The 20748-nt window shown below is 71.9% G+C and carries 20 protein-coding genes and 1 pseudogene; 1 reads left to right on the top strand and 20 read right to left on the bottom strand.

Features of this window, described 5'->3' with window-relative positions:
* Positions 1 to 180: 180 nt before the first annotated feature.
* The 20 genes and pseudogenes from dprA to DTL70_RS24700 form a co-directional block, all read right to left on the bottom strand.
* Positions 181 to 1554: a DNA-processing protein DprA gene (gene dprA, locus DTL70_RS24795; protein ID WP_245979616.1), complete on the bottom strand. Its 1374-nt coding sequence runs from the start codon at positions 1552 to 1554 to the stop codon at positions 181 to 183.
* Between the two features lie 173 nt (positions 1555 to 1727).
* The gene (locus DTL70_RS24790; protein ID WP_114024155.1) at positions 1728 to 3341 is read right to left on the bottom strand and encodes a YifB family Mg chelatase-like AAA ATPase; all 1614 of its coding nucleotides are present in this window, start codon (positions 3339 to 3341) and stop codon (positions 1728 to 1730) included.
* Complete coding sequence (locus tag DTL70_RS24785) at positions 3341 to 3778, bottom strand: YraN family protein (protein ID WP_114024302.1); 438 nt, start codon at positions 3776 to 3778, stop codon at positions 3341 to 3343. Before DTL70_RS24785 ends, DTL70_RS24790 begins: the two co-directional genes overlap by 1 nt.
* A 722-nt stretch (positions 3779 to 4500) precedes the next feature.
* Positions 4501 to 4824, bottom strand: a complete 324-nt coding sequence (locus DTL70_RS24780) for a DUF2469 domain-containing protein (protein ID WP_114015897.1) — start codon at positions 4822 to 4824, stop codon at positions 4501 to 4503.
* Between the two features lie 39 nt (positions 4825 to 4863).
* Positions 4864 to 5601, bottom strand: a complete 738-nt coding sequence (lepB, locus tag DTL70_RS24775) for a signal peptidase I (protein WP_114024154.1) — start codon at positions 5599 to 5601, stop codon at positions 4864 to 4866.
* 70 nt (positions 5602 to 5671) lie between these two features.
* Positions 5672 to 6763 (bottom strand): signal peptidase I, encoded by a 1092-nt coding sequence (gene lepB / locus DTL70_RS24770; protein WP_425470403.1) that lies wholly within the window; start codon positions 6761 to 6763, stop codon positions 5672 to 5674.
* A gap of 4 nt (positions 6764 to 6767) precedes the next feature.
* Positions 6768 to 7805 (bottom strand): signal peptidase I, encoded by a 1038-nt coding sequence (gene lepB / locus DTL70_RS24765; protein WP_114024301.1) that lies wholly within the window; start codon positions 7803 to 7805, stop codon positions 6768 to 6770.
* A gap of 364 nt (positions 7806 to 8169) precedes the next feature.
* Positions 8170 to 8886, bottom strand: coding sequence for a signal peptidase I (gene lepB, locus DTL70_RS24760; protein WP_114024153.1), 717 nt, complete (start codon positions 8884 to 8886; stop codon positions 8170 to 8172).
* Positions 8887 to 8930: 44 nt separating this feature from the next.
* Complete coding sequence (gene rplS, locus DTL70_RS24755; protein ID WP_114024152.1) at positions 8931 to 9281, bottom strand: 50S ribosomal protein L19; 351 nt, start codon at positions 9279 to 9281, stop codon at positions 8931 to 8933.
* A 187-nt stretch (positions 9282 to 9468) separates the two neighbouring features.
* The gene (trmD, locus tag DTL70_RS24750) at positions 9469 to 10281 is read right to left on the bottom strand and encodes a tRNA (guanosine(37)-N1)-methyltransferase TrmD (protein WP_114024151.1); all 813 of its coding nucleotides are present in this window, start codon (positions 10279 to 10281) and stop codon (positions 9469 to 9471) included.
* Complete coding sequence (gene rimM / locus DTL70_RS24745) at positions 10278 to 10868, bottom strand: ribosome maturation factor RimM (protein ID WP_114024150.1); 591 nt, start codon at positions 10866 to 10868, stop codon at positions 10278 to 10280. Before rimM ends, trmD begins: the two co-directional genes overlap by 4 nt.
* A gap of 136 nt (positions 10869 to 11004) precedes the next feature.
* Positions 11005 to 11244, bottom strand: coding sequence for an RNA-binding protein (locus DTL70_RS24740; RefSeq protein WP_114024149.1), 240 nt, complete (start codon positions 11242 to 11244; stop codon positions 11005 to 11007).
* A 2-nt stretch (positions 11245 to 11246) separates the two neighbouring features.
* The gene (rpsP, locus tag DTL70_RS24735) at positions 11247 to 11693 is read right to left on the bottom strand and encodes a 30S ribosomal protein S16 (protein WP_114024148.1); all 447 of its coding nucleotides are present in this window, start codon (positions 11691 to 11693) and stop codon (positions 11247 to 11249) included.
* 396 nt (positions 11694 to 12089) lie between these two features.
* Positions 12090 to 12764 carry a hypothetical protein gene (locus DTL70_RS24730; protein WP_114024147.1) on the bottom strand — a complete coding sequence of 225 codons (675 nt, stop codon included), beginning with the start codon at positions 12762 to 12764 and terminating at the stop codon, positions 12090 to 12092.
* Between the two features lie 122 nt (positions 12765 to 12886).
* A pseudogene (locus tag DTL70_RS24725) lies at positions 12887 to 13522 on the bottom strand (hypothetical protein); the annotation flags it as partial.
* 53 nt (positions 13523 to 13575) lie between these two features.
* Complete coding sequence (locus tag DTL70_RS24720; protein ID WP_242754815.1) at positions 13576 to 14097, bottom strand: GNAT family N-acetyltransferase; 522 nt, start codon at positions 14095 to 14097, stop codon at positions 13576 to 13578.
* Positions 14098 to 14144: 47 nt separating this feature from the next.
* Positions 14145 to 15707 carry a signal recognition particle protein gene (gene ffh, locus DTL70_RS24715; protein WP_114024145.1) on the bottom strand — a complete coding sequence of 521 codons (1563 nt, stop codon included), beginning with the start codon at positions 15705 to 15707 and terminating at the stop codon, positions 14145 to 14147.
* A gap of 196 nt (positions 15708 to 15903) precedes the next feature.
* Positions 15904 to 16242: a P-II family nitrogen regulator gene (locus DTL70_RS24710; protein ID WP_114024144.1), complete on the bottom strand. Its 339-nt coding sequence runs from the start codon at positions 16240 to 16242 to the stop codon at positions 15904 to 15906.
* The gene (locus DTL70_RS24705) at positions 16239 to 17540 is read right to left on the bottom strand and encodes an ammonium transporter (RefSeq protein WP_114024143.1); all 1302 of its coding nucleotides are present in this window, start codon (positions 17538 to 17540) and stop codon (positions 16239 to 16241) included. Before DTL70_RS24705 ends, DTL70_RS24710 begins: the two co-directional genes overlap by 4 nt.
* Before the next feature lie 293 nt (positions 17541 to 17833).
* The gene (locus DTL70_RS24700) at positions 17834 to 19429 is read right to left on the bottom strand and encodes an NsdA family TPR-like regulatory protein (protein ID WP_114024142.1); all 1596 of its coding nucleotides are present in this window, start codon (positions 19427 to 19429) and stop codon (positions 17834 to 17836) included.
* A gap of 344 nt (positions 19430 to 19773) precedes the next feature.
* On the opposite strand from DTL70_RS24700, the gene DTL70_RS24695 reads away from it, so the two are divergent.
* Positions 19774 to 20505, top strand: coding sequence for a bifunctional DNA primase/polymerase (locus tag DTL70_RS24695; RefSeq protein WP_114024141.1), 732 nt, complete (start codon positions 19774 to 19776; stop codon positions 20503 to 20505).
* Positions 20506 to 20748 lie beyond the last annotated feature (243 nt).

The following is a 20748-nucleotide window of genomic DNA, read 5'->3' as shown; positions in this document are numbered from 1 at the left end:
TTCTTCCTCCTCCGTGCTGGCGTGCTCGTTGCCGCGACGTCTCGGCGGGGCCGTACGGCGGGTGCGGTGCGGGTGACCGGGCACGGGCCAGGGTGCGGAGCCTCGCGTGGCCCGTGCCGCCCCGGCGAGGGCGCACGGCTCAGCTTTTCACCCGATAGCCCCAGGTCAAGGACCGCCTCATCACTCGATGGTGTGCCCCTGGCGGTGGCGGACCAACTTCCAGTGGTCACCGTCTCGTTCGACGAATCCGAGAGCCCGCAGCTCATGAAGCCGGGCGAGAACGACTTGGGCGGGCACCCCCGCGGAGCAGGCGATCCCAGCGAGGTCGCTCGCGCCCCGCCCCGGAACCGCTTCCAATACGCGCGACGCGCTGCGGCTGAGGGTGTCACGCGGTACGGCAGCTCCCCGGCGCTGCGGGGCGAGCTCTCCCATCGCGCCGACGAGCTCGATCACTTCGGCGGCGTCGGTGACCACCGTGGCCTCACCGCGCAGGAGTTCGTGCACGCCCTGTGAGAGTCCGGAGGTGACCGGGCCCGGCATACCCATCACGTGGCGTCCCAGCCTGATCGCGCGACGCGCCGTGACCAGCGCGCCACTGCGCACCGCGGCCTCGACCACGACCGTGCCCCTGGTGAGGGCAGCGATCACACGGTTGCGGAGGACGAACCTGCTGCGGGTCGGGTGAGCGCCCGGCGGGAGTTCGGCCACGAGCAGGCCGCGCTCCCCCAATGCCCGGATCAACTCCTGGTTCCCCGGCGGGTAGGCGACGTCCGCCCCGCAGGCCAGGACGCCGGCAGTCGGCCCGTGAAGGGCGAGGGCACCGCGGTGCGCGGCCGCGTCGATGCCGTAGGCGGCACCGGAGACGACCGTCCAGCCCCGCTCGGCCAGGCCGGCCGCGAGCACGGCGGCACAGTGCGCCCCGTATTCGGTGCAGGCGCGGGCGCCGACGACCGCGACCGAACGCAGCGCCCACACACGCAGTGACGGAACTCCGTTGATCCACAGCCCGAGCGGTCGCGCAGGGCCCAGGTCGTCCAGCTGGCTCGGCCACTCCGGGTCACCGGGGCAGATGAACCGGCCACCCAGCCGTTCGATGGCGTCGAGGTCGATGTCGGGGCGGACATCGGCGGCGCGCAGCCGCAGCCCTGCCCAGCGCTGTACGCCGGCCCCGTCGAGCGGCGCCCCGGATCCGCACACCGCTTCGACGACCGCACAGGCGCCATGGGCCGCGACCCACCGCCCCACCTGTTCGTCCCCCGGCTCGGCGATACGGGTCAGAGCCGCTCGGGCGAGCCGCTCCGACCGTGCGGAGGGTCCCTTGTCGGTCCTTACCGGCAGGGCCGCGCCTCGTGGCGGGGAGCTCGCCGGCTTCCCTCCTTTCGAGTCCAATACCGGGTCCGGGTCCGGGTCCGAGCGCGAGTCCTGGTCCTGGTCCTGGTCCTGGTCCTGGTCCTGGTCCTGGTCCGGGGAAAGGCTGGAGCCTGGGGCGTCGACTGCGCGAGCCGCGCTCTCGGAGCCCGCGCCGAGCCCCATGCCCGCGTGGCTGTGGCTCACAGGACCCGAGGGCCTGTTGGATGACGGCCGTGGCGACCGCGAACGGGAGCGGTCCGTTGTCGAAGCGGTACGTACCCGCCCGGGGGCGTGCGCTCCCGGGTGGTGGTGGCGGGCGTCGGTCTCCGGGTCGGGACCCGGCCCGGAGGGCGGCGTCGTCGGTCGGGTGCCGCCGGTCATGCGGGCACCTCCGGGACGAGGGTGCCTCGGTGCACACCGGTGCGCAGTCCGAGCGCGTAGTGGACATCGTCACGGGTCGGCCTCTCGTGGCCTGCCAGGTCGGCGACCGTCCACGCGACCCGCAACACCCGGTCGAGGCCGCGAGCGGTGAGTATGCCGCGCTCCAACTCGTCCTCCGCCTCGTTGAGCGCTCCCGGCAGGGCGGAGTGGCGGGTGCGCAACTCGTGACCTGGCACGTCGCTGTTGGTCTTCCACGGCGTGCCGGCGTACCTGGCAGCGGCGCGGTCCCGCGCTTCCAGTACGCGGGCGGCCACCACTGCGGTGGGTTCCCCGCCTCCGACGGCCGCCATCAGCTCCGAGCGGGCGAGCGGTTCGACGAGGACCCGTAGATCGACCCGGTCCAGCAGCGGCCCCGAGAGCCTGGCGCGGTACTGGCGCACCGAAGCCGGCCTGCACTCACATGCGCCACCAACGCTGCCGTGGCGTCCGCACGGGCATGGGTTCGCAGCCAGGGCGAGCAGGAAGCGCGCCGGCATGCGCATCATGCCCGCGGCCCGGGCCACCAGGACGTGCCCGGACTCCAGCGGCTGGCGCATCGCGTCCAGGACCCGGGCGCTGCACTCCGCGGCCTCGTCCAGAAAGAGAACGCCGTGGTGGGCGAGCGAGACCGCGCCGGGACGTGGCACACCGGAGCCACCGCCGACCAGCGCCGCCATGGTCGCCGAGTGATGCGGCGCGCAGTAGGGCGGCCGGGCGACCAGCGGTTGGCCTGGCGGCAGCGCCCCCGCGATCGAGTGCACAGCCGTCACCTCCAGCGCATCCTTGCGGCTGAGCGGTGGCAGCAACCCCGGTAGGCGCTCGGCCAGCATGGTCTTCCCCGCCCCCGGGGGGCCCTTGAAGAAGATGTGGTGGCGTCCTGCCGCGGCGATCTCCAAAGCGCGCCGCGCGTGCCGTTGGCCGGTCACTTCCGCCAAATCGAGAGGGCGCTCCTCGGCCAGCAGGCCGGTCAGCCCCGGCGCTGCGGCGGGGAGCCCGGCGAGACCGGCGTGGACGGATCCGGGCAGGCCCGTATCAGGCCGCTCCTCCTCGGGCACCGGCTCGTCGTTGAGCACCGCGATGAGCTGGCCGAGGCTGCGTACGCCCACCACGGAGACGTCCGGGACGAGCGAGGCCTCGGCCGCGGTCTGTTCGGGAACGACCACCTGCCGGTACCCCGCGTCGGCGGCCGCCAGTACGGCGGGCAGGACGCCCCGCACCGGCAGTACGCGGCCGTCAAGGCCCAGTTCGCCGATCATCACGACCTCGGCGATCTGGCGGGGGTCGACGCGTTCTGCCGCCGCGAGAACGGCACACGCGACCGCGATGTCGAAACCGCTGCCGCCTTTGGGGACCGAAGCAGGGCTGAGGCCCACGGTGAGCTTCTTCTGCGGCCAGGGCACACCGGTGTTGACCACGGCCGCGCGGACCCGATCCCGGCTCTCGGTCAGGCTCTTGTCCGGAAGGCCCACGAGAGTGAAGGCGGCGACCCCGGGCTCCAGGTCGGCCTGGACCTCGACCAGCACTCCCTCGACGCCGACCAGCGCCACCCCGCACGTTCGGGCGAATCCCATCAACCCACCCCCCGGACGTGCTGGAGCACGGGTGCCCCACGGTCGGGAAGGACGATGCCGACGAGATCGATACGGACGCCGCCCACGGGCGGTTGCCCGTAGCGGGCGATCCAACGCTCGCTGAGCCAGCGCGCCGCCAGGCGGCGCAGGCGGGCCGTCTTCGCCGGTGGCAGGCCACCCATGGGGTGCTGGAAAGGAACGGCCCTGCGGGTCTTGACCTCGCAGATCACCACGGCATCGGCGTCGCGCGCGATCAGGTCGATCTCGCCTTCGGCGCAGCGCCAGTTGCGCTCCAGGACCGTCATCCCCGCTTCACGTAGCCGTCGCGCCGCGAGGTCCTCTCCGTACCGCCCCAAGGCGCTCCTGGCTCGGGTCGGGCCGGGAGCGCCTGCCGCGCGGCCGGTCCGCGCGGCACGCGAGCCCGTGCCCGACTGCACGCGGCCGCCCCGCGCCCTGGCACCCGGCGCCTCCGCGCCCGCCGCACCGGTGCTCCGTCCGACGGAGCGGGGACCGCTGGGCTCCGTCCCGCCGATGCCCTGTTCGTCGGCGGAGTGCCCGCCGACGTCGCGACCCTGCACGTCGCGATCGCCGAGCTCCCGACCGCCGGAGCCGCGCCTGACGGGACCTCGCCCATCGGCGCCTGAGCCGAGCGGCCTGTCAGCGATCCAACCGCCGACATCCCGGCCGCCCCGCTCAACGAGACTCCGCCCATCAGCACCAAGACCGCGCGGCCTGTCAGCGCATCCCCCGCCAACATCCCGATCGCCCCGCCCGGCGAGGCAGCGCCTGTCAGCACTCGGGCCGCTGGGTTTGTCCGTAACCTGGCCGGGGCCGCGCCCGTCGGGGCCGTGCCCGCTCGCCCCCGGGGCACCTCGCCCATCGAGGGTGCGCCCGTCACGGGTGCGCCCGCCCGCGCCCCGGTCACTCCGTTCGGCAGAGCCGGGATCGTCCGTTTTCCACGCTTTCGGGCCTCCGGCCCAACCGCGCCGCGTTTCGCTGGTGTTCACATGAACCACCTCCGGCACCGACTGTGGCGGTACCGGAGGCAGCGTGTGGATCTTGCTCTGTTTCTGTGGAGCACCGGATGATTGTGGACAACTCCGTCACTCACAAGAGGCACAGGGATCACAGGAATCGCACCGAGGGCGATTCGCCAGGATCAGCCCTTGAAGTCCGAATCCTCCGGCAAGTCGAGCTCGCTCTTGTTCAGCTCCTCGATGTTGACGTCCTTGAACGTGAGCACCCGTACCTGTTTGACGAACCGGGCCGGCCGGTACATGTCCCACACCCAGGCGTCCGCCATCGAGACCTCGAAGAAGACCTCGCCCTGCACCGAGTGGACCTGCATCTCGTAGTCGTTGGTGAGGTAGAAGCGCCGGTCGGTCTCGATCACGTATTTGAACAGACCGACGACGTCCCTGTACTCCCTGTAGAGCTTCAGCTCCATCTCGGTCTCGTACTTCTCGAGGTCCTCGGCGCTCATGGCATGTTCCCCTTCAGCCGTGCGTCCCCCTATTGTGCGTCACCCCGAGCGGCGGCGGGCCGACATCGCGCGGCGGCGCGCGATCGGCCCCCAGGCGGCTCCGCCCAGCACCAGGACCGCGCCCACCACGACGGCGATCAGCGCCGTCGGCAGGGGGCCGCTGCTGGAGGTGCCGCCGGGCATGTCGGCGAATCCACGCGCCTCGGGCAGCATGCCGAGCCCGCCGACGGGCCAGGCTATGGCCTCCACGCGCGCCTTGACGGCGGAGCGGGGCACTGCGCCGTGCTCGCCGTCCTGCAGATGCACGCGTGAGTCGAGGGAGGCCGACCGGTTGTCGCCGAGCAGGAACAGCTTCCCTTCGGGCACCGTGGTGGACTCGAAGGGCCGCTGCGAGTCGCGGCCCTGGCTGCGCAGATAGGGCTCGTCGACGCTGTCGCCGTTGACGGTGAGCCGTCCCTGCCGGTCGCAGCAGGCCACCTTGTCGCCTCCGACGCCCACGACCCGCTTGACCATGGGGACGGCGCCCCAGACGGAATCCTGGAAGACGACGACGTCGCCGCGGTGCACCTCGTCTCCGTCCACCCGCTCCGCCAGCACCCGGGACCCGGCCTTCACCGTGGGGTCCATGGAGTCGGTCGGCACCGTGTACGGCTGGTACAGCAGTGCACCCCAGACGAAACCCCCGAGGAAGAGCACGCAGCCGAGGGCCACGGCCACTCCGGACAGTCGGTTGCCCAGTCGGCCGCGGCCCTCATCGGTATGGCTTGCGTTGCTCACGTGCGTTCTCCCGGGTTCTCCGCGGCAGCCTCGAGTCTGCGCGGCACCCTACCCAGGAGTACGGGATACGTCAGCCCTCGCCCTCCGCCACTCCGGTGGCCGACGCGGGCCCCGCAGCCCCGGCGTGCCTGGCGGCTCCGGCCGGCTTGGCCGTCAGGACCAGTCGGCGCCTGCGGCGCCAGAGCACCAGCGGAACCGCTCCGGCCAGCCCGACAGCACCGGGGGCGGCGTTCAGCGCGCGCGCCTGGATGCCCTGCTGGTCGAAGGTGTCGGGGACGGGCAGCGTGCCCCACCGGTCGATCGGCCACGCCTTCACGATGGCCCGCCCGACGACCTGCCCCTCGGGGACGAAGCCACCACCCTGCTGGTTTTGGTGGTAGCGGGAGTCGAGGGAGTCCTGACGGTGGTCGCCCATCACCCACAGCTTGCCGTCGGGCACCTTGAGGGGGCCGAACGGCTTGTCGTCGCACGGGCTGTTGCCGGGGTAGATGTACGAGGTCTCGTTCAGGGCCTTTCCGTTGACGTGGACCTTGCCGCCCTTCTTGCACTCGACCGTGTCGCCGCCCACCGCGATGACCCGCTTGATCAGGTCCTTCTCGTTCGCGGAGGGCATCAGGCCGATGAAGCTGAGCGCGGTCTGGACGAAGTTCTCCTCCACCTGGGCCTCGGGCAGCCAGCCGCCCGGGTCGTGGAAGACGACGACTTCGCCGCGCTCCGGCGTCGCCCCGAACCACGGAGTGAGCTTGTCGACCAGGACCCGGTCACCGATCCGGAGGGTGTCCTGCATGGAAGCCGAGGGAATGGAGAAGGCCTGGACCAGGAAGGTCTTGATGACCAGGGCGAGAACCAGCGCGATGCCGATGAGCATCGGGAGTTCTTTCCAGAAGGAGCGCTGCTGCTTGGCGGCGTCCTTACGACCCTTGCGGCCCCTTCCGCCGTCCCCGTCCTGGCCGTCCTCGCCGTCCGCTTCGCCCCACTCGGCGCCTTGGTGCGGCCCGCCGCTGTCGTCCATGTGGTCGGCCCGGTCCGTGTGCTCGTCTCGCTTGCTCTGAGCTGCCCGCTCCGCTTCCGGCAGCTGGTGGCCGGGGGGCGGGGAAAAGCCGTGCAGTCCGTCTTCGCCCGCTCCGGAGCCCGCTGCTGTCCCGTCGGTCTCGGCGGTCACGCCGTCACTCTCTCTTCCCACGGCCGGTGGTCCTGCGTCGCCCGTCCTGCCGTCCGTACCAGGACGTTCGTCCTCCGGGTACCCGGAACCGGACCGTGCGCCGACCGCCAAGTCCCCCACATCCACTCCTCACACTGCGCATTCGCCTGTTCCGCAATCGGGACAAGCCCACCACTCCCATAACGAGCGGAAGTTCCGCAGAGAACGGGAGTTGCGCCACTCGATTCTCACGGCCCCCGGGCGGCGCCGCCGAAGTACCGCCCGCGTCGGGCACCGAAGCGTAGGTCTTGGGCTCTTCGAGCCGTCTCCAGTGGTCGAACGGCCAGGCAATGACGACCGCTCTTCCAACGATCCGCTCCACCCCGATCGTTCCCTTGTCGGGGCCTCGCAAGTGGTAACGGGAGTCGGCGGAGTTGCCCCGATGGTCTCCCATCACGAACACGCGTCCGACGGGCACGGTCACCTCGAACTCCATCTTCGAGGGTTTGTTGCCCGGATGGATGTACGGCTCGTCCAGGGGTGTGCCGTTCACCGTCACGCGTCCTTGCTTGTCACAGCAGCGTACGGTGTCACCGCCGACGCCGACGACGCGCTTGATCAGGTCCTGCTCGTCGTCCGAGGGCAGCAGCCCGATGAAGGTCAGCAGCTCCTTGCCCTGCTTGATCCCCGGGGGATCGTCCTTCTTCTCCTTCTTCTCGTCCTTGAGCCAGCCGCCCGGGTCCTCGAAGACGACGACGTCACCGCGGTGCGGCTCCGCTCCGAACCAGGGAGTGAGCTTGTCCACGAGGACCCGGTCGCCGATCCGGATGGTCTGCTCCATGGAGCCCGAAGGGATGACGAATGCCTGCACGAGGAAGGTTTTGAGCACCAGAGCGATCAGCACGGCGACCCCGACGAGGATCGGGATCTCCTTCGTGGCCGAGAGCCTCCGGCGGCGCTTGATGCGTTTCGCGGCCCTTCTGCGGTCCGCCCGCCCCTGGCCGGGACGCCGTAGCGGCGCCGACTCCTCCTCCGGGTCCCACTCCTCATCCCCGCTGGGCACGAAGGCGGCACCTGAGGGGTCGTACGGCCCGGCCGGACCGGTGGTGCTGTCGTAGGGCCCGGCCGCCGTACCGGAGGGGGCGTACGGCTCGGCGGCGCCGGGGTAGCCGTAGGGCGCCGCGGCACCGGAGGGGTCGTACGGGCCGGGGTCGTACGGGCCGGCGGTGCCGGAGGGGTCGTACGGGGCCGCGCCCGGGTGCTGGTACGGCGTGGCCGCGTCGCCGTAGCCGTACGGGCCCGCACTGCCGTACGAGGGGTCGGACGGGTGGCCGGAGGCCTGCCGCGGGTTCTGGGGCGGCGGCCACGGGCCCTGCGGTTGTTGCCCTGCCCCGTGGGGGTGCTGGTGTCCGTACCTGCCCTCGGGGTCAGTCATCGTCACCGTCCGCACCCGCTGGGAGGGAGCCGATGCGGCCGAGCGGCCAGCCGATCCAGTCCGCCCGTCCGATCACGCGGTCGACGGGGACGGTGCCGCCGCCGGGATCACCGAGATGGTCGCGGGAATCGCTGGACTTGTCGCGGTGGTCACCCATCACCCACAGGCGCCCCTCCGGTACCCGTGTTTCGAAGGGCACCGTGGAGGGCGCGTCGCCGGGGTGCAGATAGTCCTCGCTCACGGGCCGACCGTTCACCTCGATCCTCCCCCGCCTGTCGCAGCAGCGCACCAGGTCTCCGCCGACCCCGATGACGCGCTTGACGTAGTCCGTCTCGGCAGGCGGCACCAACCCGGTCGCCGCGCCCGCCTTGCGCAGTGCGGTCGTGACGGCGTTGGCGTCGGGGTCCGCGTCCGTGGAGAACGAATCGGTGCCGTCGAAGACGATGACGTCCCCGCGCTGTGGACCGTCACCGAAGCGGTAGGCCAGTTTGTTCACCAGCACCCGGTCCCCGACGCGCAGGGTGGGGTCCATCGAGGAACTCGGGATCAGGAAAGGCTGCATGACGAATGCGTTCGTCAGCAAGAGTGCCCCCAGCACGAGCCCCGCGTACAGGGCCGGACGCGCGAAACGCGACCGACCCCCCGCTTCCTCTTCGGAAGCGGAGGAGCGATCGCGCTCCGGTTCGTCGTGCTGTTCCTCGGTGTCCATCGGGCGGAAGCCTAACCGGCGCTCCGAACACCGAGGACGCGAGATCAGTTCTCGCGCTTCTCCTTGATCTTCGCGGCCTTGCCGCGCAGGTCACGCAGGTAGTACAGCTTGGCGCGGCGGACGTCACCGCGGGTCACGACCTCGATCTTCTCGACGATCGGGGTGTGCACCGGGAAGGTGCGCTCGACGCCCACGCTGAAGCTGACCTTGCGCACGGTGAAGGTCTCCCGCACGCCGGAGCCCTGGCGGCGGATGCAGACGCCCTTGAACTGCTGGACACGGGAGCGGCTGCCCTCGATGACGCGCACGTGCACGTTGACCGTGTCGCCCGGGCGGAAGGCCGGGACGTCGTCGCGCAGGGACGCGGCGTCGACGCTGTCGAGAAGGTGAGACATGTCGTCTGCTTTCCTCGCTGATGCCACAGGTCATCAGCGGCATATCGTGATCTGATCGGAGAGCCGCCACTCGCGGCGGGCGTCGGTCCCCCTGTGGCAGGGTCGCGCGCCGGATGGGAGGCAGCTGCCCATTCTTCCATGGGCCGCCCCTCCGCCCCAAATCGGCCGGGCGGAAGGACGGCGGAGGCTACTCGCCCGCCGGGCGCTGCCAGTGGCCGTCCTCCGCGTCCCGGTGCCAGCCCAGTTCCTCCAGCGCCGCCCGGTCGTGCTTGTCCAGCGTGTCCGGGTCGCACCGCTCGATCAGGTCGGGCCGGTGGTCGGTGGTGCGGGCGAAGGCCTGGTCGCGGCGCCAGCGGGCGATCCGGCCGTGGTGGCCGCTCAGCAGCACCTCGGGGATGCCGCGTCCGCGCCATTCGGGCGGCTTGGTGTAGACGGGGCCCTCCAGCAGGTCGGCCATGGCCCCGGGCGCGAAGGAGTCGTCCTGGTGCGAGGCCGCGTTGCCCAGCACGCCGGGCAGCAGCCTGGCGATCGCCTCGACCATGACGAGCACCGGAGCCTCCCCGCCGGCGAGCACGTAGTCGCCGATGGAGACCTCCCGTACGTCGAGCCGCTCCCCGTACTCCTCGATGACGCGGCGGTCGATGCCCTCGTACCTGGCGGGCGTGAAGACCAGCCAGGGCTCGCCGGACAGTTCGACGGCCAGTTCCTGCGTGAACGGTCTGCCGCTGGGGGTGGGCACGACGAGGACGGGCCGCCCATGCGCCGGCTCGCCGCTCGCCAGCACGTGGTCGAGGGCCTCGCCCCACGGCTCCGGCTTCATCACCATGCCGGGGCCGCCGCCGTAGGGGGTGTCGTCGACGGTGTGGTGCCGGTCGTGCGTCCAGTCCCGCAGGTCGTGGACGCGGACGTCGAGCACGCCGCGGCTGCGGGCCTTGCCCACCAGGGAGACGTTCAGCGGCTCCAGGTACTCGGGGAAGATCGAGACGACGTCGAGCCTCACCGCGGGTTCCCCGGGTCGGCCTGGGCCTCTTCCTCGAGTGAGCCGGCTTTCCCCTCCGCCGGGCTCGCCTGCGGCTCCCCCTCGTCGAGGAGGCCGGGCGGCGGGTCGACGACGGCGCGCTGAGCGTCCAGGTCGATCTCGGGAACGATCTCGCTGACGAACGGGACCAGTACTTCCCCGCCGTCGGCGCCCCGGATCACGAGCAGGTCCTGGGCCGGCAGGTGCGCGACGCTCTCGATGCGTCCGACGACGGCTCCGTCGACGGTGACCACCTCCAGATCCTCCAGCTGGTGGTCGTAGAACTCCTCCGGGTCCTCCGGACGCTCCGCGGGGTCGATCTCGGCGACGAGCAGGGTGTTGCGCAGGGCTTCGGCGGCGTTGCGGTCACGGACGCCCTCGAAGCGCAGCAGCAGCCGTCCGCTGTGCACCCGCCCGGCGGCGATGGTCAGCGGCCCGGCGGAAGCCGGGTCCGTGGCCAGTACCGCACCAGGCCCGAGCCGGAGTTCCGGCTCGTCGGTCCTGACCTCGACCGTGACCTCGCCCTTGATGCCGTGGGCGCGGCCGATCCGCGCGACGACTAGCTGCACTGTGCCTCTCCGTGCTCGGTGCTCATCCGTACATAACGACTGGGGGTGGGAGGGGCGGAGGAGGCGGCGACGCGACAACGGGCCGGGGACGGCGTGGTCGCCGTCCCCGGCCCGTGCCGGTGCTGCATACCGCTCTTCAGTGGACCTGGTCCACGTCGACGAGGTCGACGCGGATACCGCGGCCGCCGAGAGCTCCCACGACGGTGCGCAGAGCGCGCGCGGTGCGACCGTTGCGGCCGATCACCTTGCCGAGGTCGTCGGGGTGCACCCGGACCTCCAGCACGCGTCCGCGACGGAGGTTGCGGGATGCGATCCCCACCTCGTCGGGGTGGTCGACGATGCCCTTCACCAGGTGCTCGAGGGCCTCCTCGAGCATCCTCAGGCCTCGGTCGACTCGGTGGCGGCCGACGCCTCGGCGTCCGCCTTCTTCTCGGCCTTGTCCGCCTTCTTGGCCTTCGGGGTGATGGCCTCACCCTGCGGCTCGTCGGCGGACTCCTTGGCGGCGGCCTCGAAGAGGGCACGCTTGTCGGCCTTCGGCTCCGGGACCTTCATCGGCTCCGGCGCGGGCAGGCCCTTGTACTTCTGCCAGTCGCCGGTGACCTTGAGGATCGCCTCGACGGGCTCGGTCGGCTGGGCGCCGACGCCGAGCCAGTACTGCACACGCTCCGAGTTGATCTCGATGCGCGAGGGGTTCTGCACCGGGTGGTACAGGCCGATCTCCTCGATGGCCCGGCCGTCACGGCGGGTACGGGAGTCGGCGACGATGATGCGGTAGTGAGGCGAACGGATCTTACCCAGACGCTTCAGCTTGATCTTGACTGCCACGGGTGTGGTGTCTCCTGGTCTTGACGTGGGTGGACACGTCGGGGATGCCACGTGGGGTTGTGGCGCCGGGTGTCCGATGGACGCGTCAGCCGGAGGAGAGAGGGGTCCTGTGCGACTGTCGAGTTCAGCCGACCATGATGCCACACCGCGCAGCCGCGCCGGAAACCAGCCCCGTCGGCCCGCGCCCAGAGACTCCGCGGCCCCCGCCCGTCCGCCCACTGCCCCGGGAACCGCGACCCCAGGACCCGCGGCCGCGCGCCCACCGCAAGCGGGCGGCGGGCCAGCGAGGTCCGGGATGGCCCGGTACGGCCCGGTACGACGCTGCACGCCTCGACGGGCAAACGGAGGCGGCGGGCACCCGGAGGCGGCGGGCACGGGTGCGGGTGCGGGTGCGGATCAGCCGACGGGGATCGGCTCCGCGCTCGCGGCCATCTCGGCGGGCAGCGCCTCGGCGGGGATGCGGAACTGCTTGCCGCAGGCTCCGCACATGATGGGGGCCTGCGCGAGGACCGAGGGAACGACCCGGACGTTGCGGCCGCAGTCGCACACCGCCTTCACGCGCACCCCGCCACCCGAGGAGCCGTGGCGCGCGGCGGGGCCGCGGAAACTGCGCCCGGTGTCGGTTTCGGTGGCCGCGCTGTAGGCCTTCAGGGCCCGCTGGAGCCGCTCGCTGGTGGGCCGGTAGCGCCGCCGGGTGTCGGGCGTGAGGACCACGAGGGAGAAGCCGCTGCTGGGATGCGGCTCCTCGGGGTGGTCGAGCCCCAACTCCTCGGCGATCGCCAGGAAGCGGCGGTTGTGATAGCGGCCCGCGCGTGAGGTGTCACGGACACCGCGGGCCGCGGCGATGCCGTGGACTGCCTCGTGCAGCAGCCGTTCGAAGGAGAGGCCGGTACCGCATGCGGACGAGGACTCTCCGATGAGTGATTCGGGCGCGGCCAGGTCCGGCAGCTCGGGGTGGTGCCGTTGAATGTCGGCCCAGGCGGCTGCCAGCTCGGCGGCGAGAACTGGTGGTGTCGTGCTCACGTCGTGCTCAACGAGCGGAAGGGCCCTGGTGTTCCGATTCCGGGGCATCGCAAATATTTTGCACGTACCAGTCAGTCGCCGCCCTTGCGGCAGGAGCGGGGCGGGTGCCCCGATCTGCGGCCAAGCCGCGCACCCGCCGCAACCCGGGACGTATCGCCGGTAGGGGCACGTCAGTACGGACACGTCGGCATGCCCGCCCCCAAGGGCGTGTCAGTACGCGCGTGCCAGTACGCGCGTGCCACCAGCGCGACCGTGCCCGGCTCGTCCTCCCTCCGCGGCACCGAGCCGTCCTCGGCGACCAGACAGCGCACCGTGACCGGGTGCTCGGCCGGCGCCGTCCCGCCCTGGGGACCGAGCGCGGACCACCACGGCAGGCGTGCCCACCCTCCGGTCGCGGCGGCTTCCACGGCCTCGCCGATGGTACGGACGTTTTCTGTGTGCTGTACGCGCCGCTCGCGCGTCTGGTTCAACAAGTCGTCGATCCGTACCCGAAGTCCTGCGGTGCCCAGTTCCTCGGCCAGGGTGCGCACCCGGGTCAGCACGGCGTCCTCGCCCTTGACCGCGAGGACCACCACCTGCACGGGGGCCAGCCGGGGCGGCAGACGGAGTCCGTGGTCGTCACCGTGTGCCGTCACCATCGCGCCCACCATGCGGGTGGTGCTGCCCCAGGAGGTCTGCCAGGCGTGCTCGCGAGTGCCCTCCCGGGTAAGGAACCTGGTGCCGAAGGCGCGGGAGAAGTTCTGCCCCAGCTCGTGGCTGGAGGTGGGCCGCACCACGGCGGGCTCTTCCAGCTGCTTGCCTCCGCCGTTGGGTGAGACAGGGACCGCTCCGCGGCCTCGTCCGGCGCGGCGCGGTGGGGTCAGGCGGTCGGCCCCGGCCATTCCTCCGAGGTCAGCGCGAAGCGCTCGTGGTCCCGCCAGGCGTCGTTGATGAAGAGCATGCGCGGCGAGTAGCCCTCGTGGCGGAAGCCGAGCCGCTTGGCCATCGCCAGTGACCGCTCGTTCTCGGGCTGGACGCTGATCTCCAGCCGGTGCAGCCCGAGCCCGTCGGGTCCCGGCTGGAAGCAGCGGTCGACCACCAGCCGCAGTCCCTCGGTCATCCGTCCCGTCCCGGCGTAGGGCAGGTAGCTGTCATAGCCGAGGGAACCGTTGCGGAAGCGCGCCCTGACGATGTTGGCGACGTTCACCCGGCCGACCAGGCCCTCGTCCTCGCGGTCGAGGATGAGGAACGTACGCAGCGCGGGGCCCTGACGGCGCAGCAGGTCGGGGAGGCCGTCGGGCTCGACGGGGTTCCACGGGCTGAGGTGGTCTGCCGACCGCACGACGGCCTCGCTGTAGAGCTGTTCGTCGGCCGGCCGCGGGGGGCGGATGTATACGCGCATGGACGACATCATCCGCCTTTGCCGCGGCAGGCTCGCGTCAGGGGAGGTCACTTCGGTGGCAGCATGTCCTTGAACTCCTGAGGGAGTTCGAAGTCGCCCGGGTCCTGGCCCGCGCCGGGGATGCCGAAGGCACCGCCCTGCTCGCCCTCGGCCCGGCGGGCGGCCGCTGCCTGCTCCTCCTGCTTGCGCTTCATCGGGTTGCCCGACTGGCGCTTGCCCTTGGCCTTCTTCTGCTGCTTGCCCTTCTTCTTGCCGCCTCCGGCTCCGGGCATACCCGGCATCCCGGGCATTCCCGGCATGCCGCCGCCCTGCGCCATCTTGGACATCATCTTGCGGGCGTCGAAGAAGCGCTCGACCAGGTTCTTGACGGCGCTGACGTCGACCCCGGAGCCCCGGGCGATACGGGCCCGGCGGGAGCCGTTGATGAGCGTGGGCTCGGCGCGCTCCGCCGGCGTCATCGACTTGATGATGGCGGCCGTGCGGTCGACCTCGCGCTCGTCCAGGTTGTTGATCTGCTCCTTCATCTGGCCCATGCCCGGCATCATGCCGAGCAGCTTGGAGAGCGAGCCCATCTTGCGGACCTGCTCCATCTGGGCCAGGAAGTCGTCGAAGGTGAACTCCTTGGGCCCCTTCGCCAGCTTGGCGGCCATCTTCTCGGCCTCTTGCTGGCTGAAGGTCTGCTCCGCCTTCTCGATCAGCGTGAGCATGTCGCCCATGCCGAGAATGCGGGACGCCATCCGGTCCGGGTGGAAGGCGTCGAAGTCGTCCAGCTTCTCGCCGTTGGAGGCGAACATGATCTGCTTGCCGGTGACCTGGGCCACGGAGAGCGCCGCACCACCGCGCGCGTCGCCGTCCAGCTTGGAGAGCACGACCCCGTCGAAGCCGACGCCCTCCTGGAAGGCCTCCGCCGTGGTGACCGCGTCCTGGCCGATCATGGCGTCGACGACGAAGAGGACCTCGTCGGGGCTGACGGCGTCGCGGATGTCGGCGGCCTGCCGCATCAGCTCCTGGTCGATGCCCAGGCGTCCCGCGGTGTCGACGATGACCACGTCGTGCTGCTTGTCACGCGCGTAGGTGATCGAGTCCTGGGCGACCTTGACCGGATCGCCGACCCCGTTGCCCGGCTCCGGCGCGAAGACGGCCACCCCGGCGCGCTCGGCGACGACCGAGAGCTGGTTGACCGCGTTGGGGCGCTGGAGGTCGGCCGCGACCAGGACCGGCGTGTGCCCCTGCTGCTGGAGCCAGCGGCCCAGCTTGCCCGCCAGCGTCGTCTTACCCGCGCCCTGGAGGCCGGCGAGCATGATGACGGTCGGCGGGTTCTTGGCGAACCGCAGGCGCCTCGTCTCGCCGCCGAGGATGCCGACCAGCTCCTCGTTGACGATCTTGATGACCTGCTGGGCAGGGTTCAGCGCCTGGGAGACCTCGGCCCCCGCGGCGCGCTCCTTGACCTGCTTGATGAAGGCGCGGACAACGGGCAACGCGACGTCCGCCTCGAGCAGGGCGATGCGGATCTCACGCGCGGTGGCGTCGATGTCCGCCTCGCTGAGGCGCCCTTTGCCCCGGAGGTTCTTGAACGTCGCACTCAGGCGGTCGGAAAGGGTATCGAACACAGCGCTCGTCGGTCCTCGGGTCGGTGGCGGAGTCAATCACTGGCAAGGGTAGCCGCCCTCCCGCCGACGGGTCCCCGCCAGTCCGGATCGGACGGGATACGGCGTCACCGCGAGGCGGCCTCCGGCCCCTGCCGCCGACCGACCCCAGGAGGCTTCCGTGCCCCGCTGCGGGGCCTGTCACCCCGCCCCGAACCGCTCACAGCGCGTCCGGACCCCGCTCGCCCGTCCTGACGCGGACCGCGTTCTCCACGGGCACGACCCAGACCTTGCCGTCGCCGATCTTCCCGGTGTGAGCCGCCTTGACGACGACGTCGACGAGCTGCCCGGCGTCCTCGTCCGGGGCCAGCACCTCGACGCGCACCTTGGGGACCAGGTCGACCGTGTAGGCGGCGCCGCGGTAGACCTCGGTGTGCCCTCGCTGGCGGCCGTATCCTCCGGTTTCGGTGACGGTGAGGCCCTGGACGCCGAAGGCGCGCAGCGCCTCCTTCACCTCGTCGAGCTGGGCGGGCTTGATCACGGCGGTGAGGAGCTTCATGCGTCCACCTTGGTCGCGCGGCCGGGGCGGGGGGCGGTCTCGGGTGCGGCGGCCGTGCCGGGCGGCGCGGGCGGTCCGCCCGGGTCGCGGCCCGTGGAGCCGCCGACGGCGGTGAAGTCGTACGCCGTCTCCGCGTGGAACGCCTGGTCGACGCCGGCCGTCTCGTCGTCGGGGTCGGCACGGAAGCCGATCGTGGCCTGCACCAGTTTGGCCAGCAGCCACGAGACGGCGAAGGAGAAGGCCAGCACCGAGAAGGCGCCGAGGGCCTGCTTGCCGAACTGCGCGGGTCCACCGACCCCGTCCACGGCGAGGAACCCGACCAGCAGGGTGCCTACCAGCCCGCCGACGAGGTGGACGCCGACGACGTCGAGCGAGTCGTCGTACCCGAGCTTGTACTTCAGGCCGACCGCCCAGGAGCAGACGACGCCGGCCACCGCGCCGATGACCAGCGCGCCCATCGCGTTGACCGAGGCGCCTGCCGGGGTGATCGCCACCAGCCCGGCGATCGCCCCGGAGGCCGCGCCCAGCGTGGTGAAGGCTCCGTGGCGCAGGCGCTCGTAGGCCAGCCATCCCGCGAGGGCGGCGCCGGTGGCGATCTGGGTGTTGAGCGCCATGGTGGCGGCGGTGCCGTCGGCGGCGAGTGCGGAGCCGGCGTTGAAGCCGAACCAGCCGAACCAGAGCAGGGCGGCGCCCAGCACGACCAGCGGCAGGTTGTGCGGGCGCATCGGGTCCTTCGTGAAGCCGATGCGTTCTCCGACGACCAGGACGGCGGCCAGCGCGCCGATGCCCGCGTTGATGTGGACGGCGGTGCCCCCGGCGAAGTCGATGACCTCCAGCTCGCGGAGCCAGCCGCCCTCGGCCCACACCCAGTGTGCGACGGGGAAGTAGACGAGCGTCGCCCACAGGGTGAGGAAGACCGCCCAGGCGCCGAACGTCACGCGGTCGGCGAGGGCGCCGCTCATCAGCGCCGGGGCGAGGACGGCGAACATCATCTGGAACAGGACGAAGGCGAGCAGGGGGATGCCGCCCTGCTCGGTGAGGGAGTCGGGCGAGAGCCCGCTGAGCCCGGCGTGGTCGAGGTTGCCGATCAGGCCGCCGGTGTCGGGGCCGAAGGTGAGCGAGTAGCCGAACAGCACCCACAGCACGCTGACGACCGCCAGCGAGATGAAGGACATCATCAGCATGTTCAAGGCGCTCTTGACCCGGACCATGCCGCCGTAGAAGAAGGCGAGGCCGGGTGTCATCAGCATCACGAAGAACGCGCTGACCAGGACGAAAGCGGTATCCGCGCCGTTCAATGCGAACGTCTCCTCGGGTCGTGGCCCCTGGGGGCCGTGGGGCCCCGCCCGGCCGAAGACCGCGGGAGGGCGGGCGTGTCCGCCAGATTTCCCCCGCCCGGTTTCCGCCGCCGCCACGCGGTGTTGCGCGACCGTGAAAACCGGCCCGCCGGCGTTACGAGGAGATGAAGCGCACGTCCGGACGAGGAAGCGCTGCCGGGGCGCACCGAGGCGCCACCCCTTCGTCAGCCCGGGCCCGGCGTCAGCCTGATCCCCTCGTCAGCCCCGGCTCCAGCGGCAGCCCGACGCCTTCGTCAGCCGGCCACGGCCTCGTTCTCGGCCAGCTCCACGCGCAGCCGCTCGCTCAGATGTACGACGTCCGCGATCCCGCCGAACTCGCGGACGGCACCGGCGGCGGTGCGCCGCAGCCGGTTGTTGACCCGCTCGGAACGCAGCCGCTTGGCCAGTCCGAGGGCCTCGCTGGCGCGGGCGACGCACCCTTCGGGCTCGTTCTGCAGAAGGTGCACGCTGGCCATCCCGATCAGGTTGAGCGCGTAGGAGCGCTGGTGGCCCCCGCCCTCGGCCTCCCGCGCCTCGCGCGCGAACAGTGCGACGGCACGCTCCATCGCAGGGCGGGCCAGCGACGCGTAGCTGGGGCTGCGCCCGGAGGAGTAGGCCAGGTCCCGGTAGGAGTGCGCGTTCTCCGCGCACAGCTCGCCCTCGGAGAAGAAGCGGATCCAGTCGGGGTCGGCGTCGCGGCGGTCGATGTCGGCGAAGGCCTCGTCGGCCATCCGCACGGCGCGCTTGCACTTGCCCGGCTGGCCCATGTTCGCGTAGGCGCGGGCCTCCATGGCGTGCAGCATGGCCTGGGTGCGGGGGGTGGAGCCTTCCCTGCTGCCGTACTGGGCGAGATGGGTCAGCTCCAGGGCGTCCTCGGGGCGGCCCAGGTGGATCATCTGGCGCGCCATCTTGCTGAGGATGAAGGAGCCGAGCGGCCGGTCGCCGGCCTCCTTGGCGGCGTGCAGGGCGAGCACGAAGTACTTCTGCGCGGTGGGCTGGAGGCCGACGTCGTAGCTCATCCAGCCCGCCAGCTCGGACAGTTCGGCCGTGACCCGGAAGAGGCGGCGCCTGACCGGCTCGGGGTGGCGTTCCTGGAGGAGGTCGGTGACCTCGTGGAGCTGGCCGACGACGGCCTTGCGGCGGAGCCCTCCCCCGCACTGGGCGTCCCAGGCGCGGAACATCTCCGTCGTCTGCTCCAGCAGCTCCAGCTCGGGGCCCGAGAGCCGCGGCGGACGCCGCTGCGCCGCGGCCGCCGCCCTGGGCGCGGGAACGGCCGTGCCGCCGGGCCGCCCGTGGCCGTCCGCACAGGCCTGCCCGAAGGACTGCTCGGAGGCGTGCCCGGAAACCGGCCCAGGGAACGCCGGCGCGTCGGTCTGCGGTCCGGGGACCAGCCAGCGTTGCATGGGCTCGATGAGGGCGGGCCCCGCGGAGACGGCCAGCGAGGTGCCCAGGAAGCCGCGCTGGCCCAGCATCAGGTCGCTGCGGGTGAAGTCGCTGATCATCGCGACGGTCTGGGGCCCCGTCCAGGGCAGGTCGATACCGGAGGCGGCGGGGGAGCGCCGGGCGGGTCGCAGGCCCAGGTCCTCGACGGCGACGACGCAGCCGAAGCGTGCGGAGAACAGGTCCGAGAGGATGCGGGGGATGGGTTCGCGGGGCTGCTCGCCGTCCAGCCAGCGGCGCACCCGCGAGGTGTCGGTACTGATGTGGTGCGCACCCAACTGCCGTGCCCGGCGGTTGACCTGGCGCGCCAGCTCCCCTTTCGACCAGCCACTGCGCACGAACCACGAGCCCAGGCGCTCGTTCGGGCTCTTGCTCGTCCGGCCTCGCTCAGCCACTGGTAACGCCCCCATCCCGCATCGGCGACGGACACCGGCCGGGGGCGGCCCGCGCTCCCCCGCGCGCCCCACCGCACCCTCGGCCGCGCCATGCCCCAGGCATAGTCCGCTGCCGCGCTCTCTCCACTGTGTGCACCGAAAGTAATCCTACGATCACGAGCCTGGCGAGTGTAATTGCAGAATCGCCACCATTCGCCACCCCTTCGAATGAACCCTTCAGCGTCAGTAAGCGCTTGACTTGACACCGGGCATCAGCCCACGGAGAGAAGGCCCCAACTCCCCGCCCCGTTCCGGCATTCCGATCGTCACTGTGTGCAACGCTTCGTAACCATCAGCATTCGGGACCCGTTGGAGTGAGCATGGGCTTCACGATCGGCGCCATCGGCGGTCTCAGCGGCATCCGCGAGATCCGCGAACTGCGGCCCGGCGCACGCAGGCGCGAGCGCGCCCAGGCGTGCACCACCGTGGCGGAGTACACGAGCCTGTGGGGCTGGGACGTCGTCCCGGGCGCCCGGGCCGCGCGGTCGGGAGACCGCGTCACCTGTTCGTGCGGCGCCGCCGCGTGCCCGGCCCCCGGCGACCACCCCCTCGACGCGACGGTGGAGGTGCCGGCGGGCGCCACCCTCGACGAGGCCACACGCGCCTGGTCCCAGGTGCCCGGCGCCGCCACGCTGCTGCCGACGGGCCGCGCCTTCGACGTGCTCGAGGTGGGGCTGACCGCCGGCCGGTGCGCGCTGGTGCGGCTGGAGCGCATGGGGGTGCCGCTGGGCCCCGTGGCGGTGACGCCGCACGGCATGGCCTGGTTCCTGGTCGCCCCCGGCGCGGCGGCCGAGCTGCCCGATCTGCTCTACCGGATGGGCTGGGACGACGCGGACCTCGACCTGCGCGGCAGGGGCGAGGGGGAGCACATCACCGCGCCCCCCTCGGACCTGGCCGCCCACGGCCCGGTCGGCTGGCTGCGCCCGCCCACCCTGGAGACGGCCGGGCGTCCGCCGCAGGCCAGGCTGCTGCTGGGAACGCTGGCGTATGTCTGCCATCGCTCGGCGAGCGTGCGCCCGCGTACGGGCGGGGACGGCCCCACGGCGCGGTAGTCGGCGCCGGCCGAAGGCCCCTCCGGGGGCGCTCCCCACCGCAGCGGACGACGAGCGGCCCTCTCGGAGGAGGCCCGGCGGGACGGCCGGTCACCACAGCCCACCGCGCCCCGGCTCGTCCCCGAGCAGCCGGCTCGTCCCAGGCAGCCGGCCCAAGCCCAGAGCATCGACCAAGGTCCGGGGCGCCGGCGCAGAGCCAGGAGGCCGGCCCAGAGGCCGGGGCGTCGTCCCGGGCCCGGGCGC

The organism is Streptomyces diacarni, assembly GCF_003323715.1.
Taxonomy (GTDB): domain Bacteria; phylum Actinomycetota; class Actinomycetes; order Streptomycetales; family Streptomycetaceae; genus Streptomyces; species Streptomyces diacarni.
The sequence above is the reverse complement of the archived record's forward strand: the minus strand, read 5'-3'. Positions and strand labels throughout refer to the sequence as shown.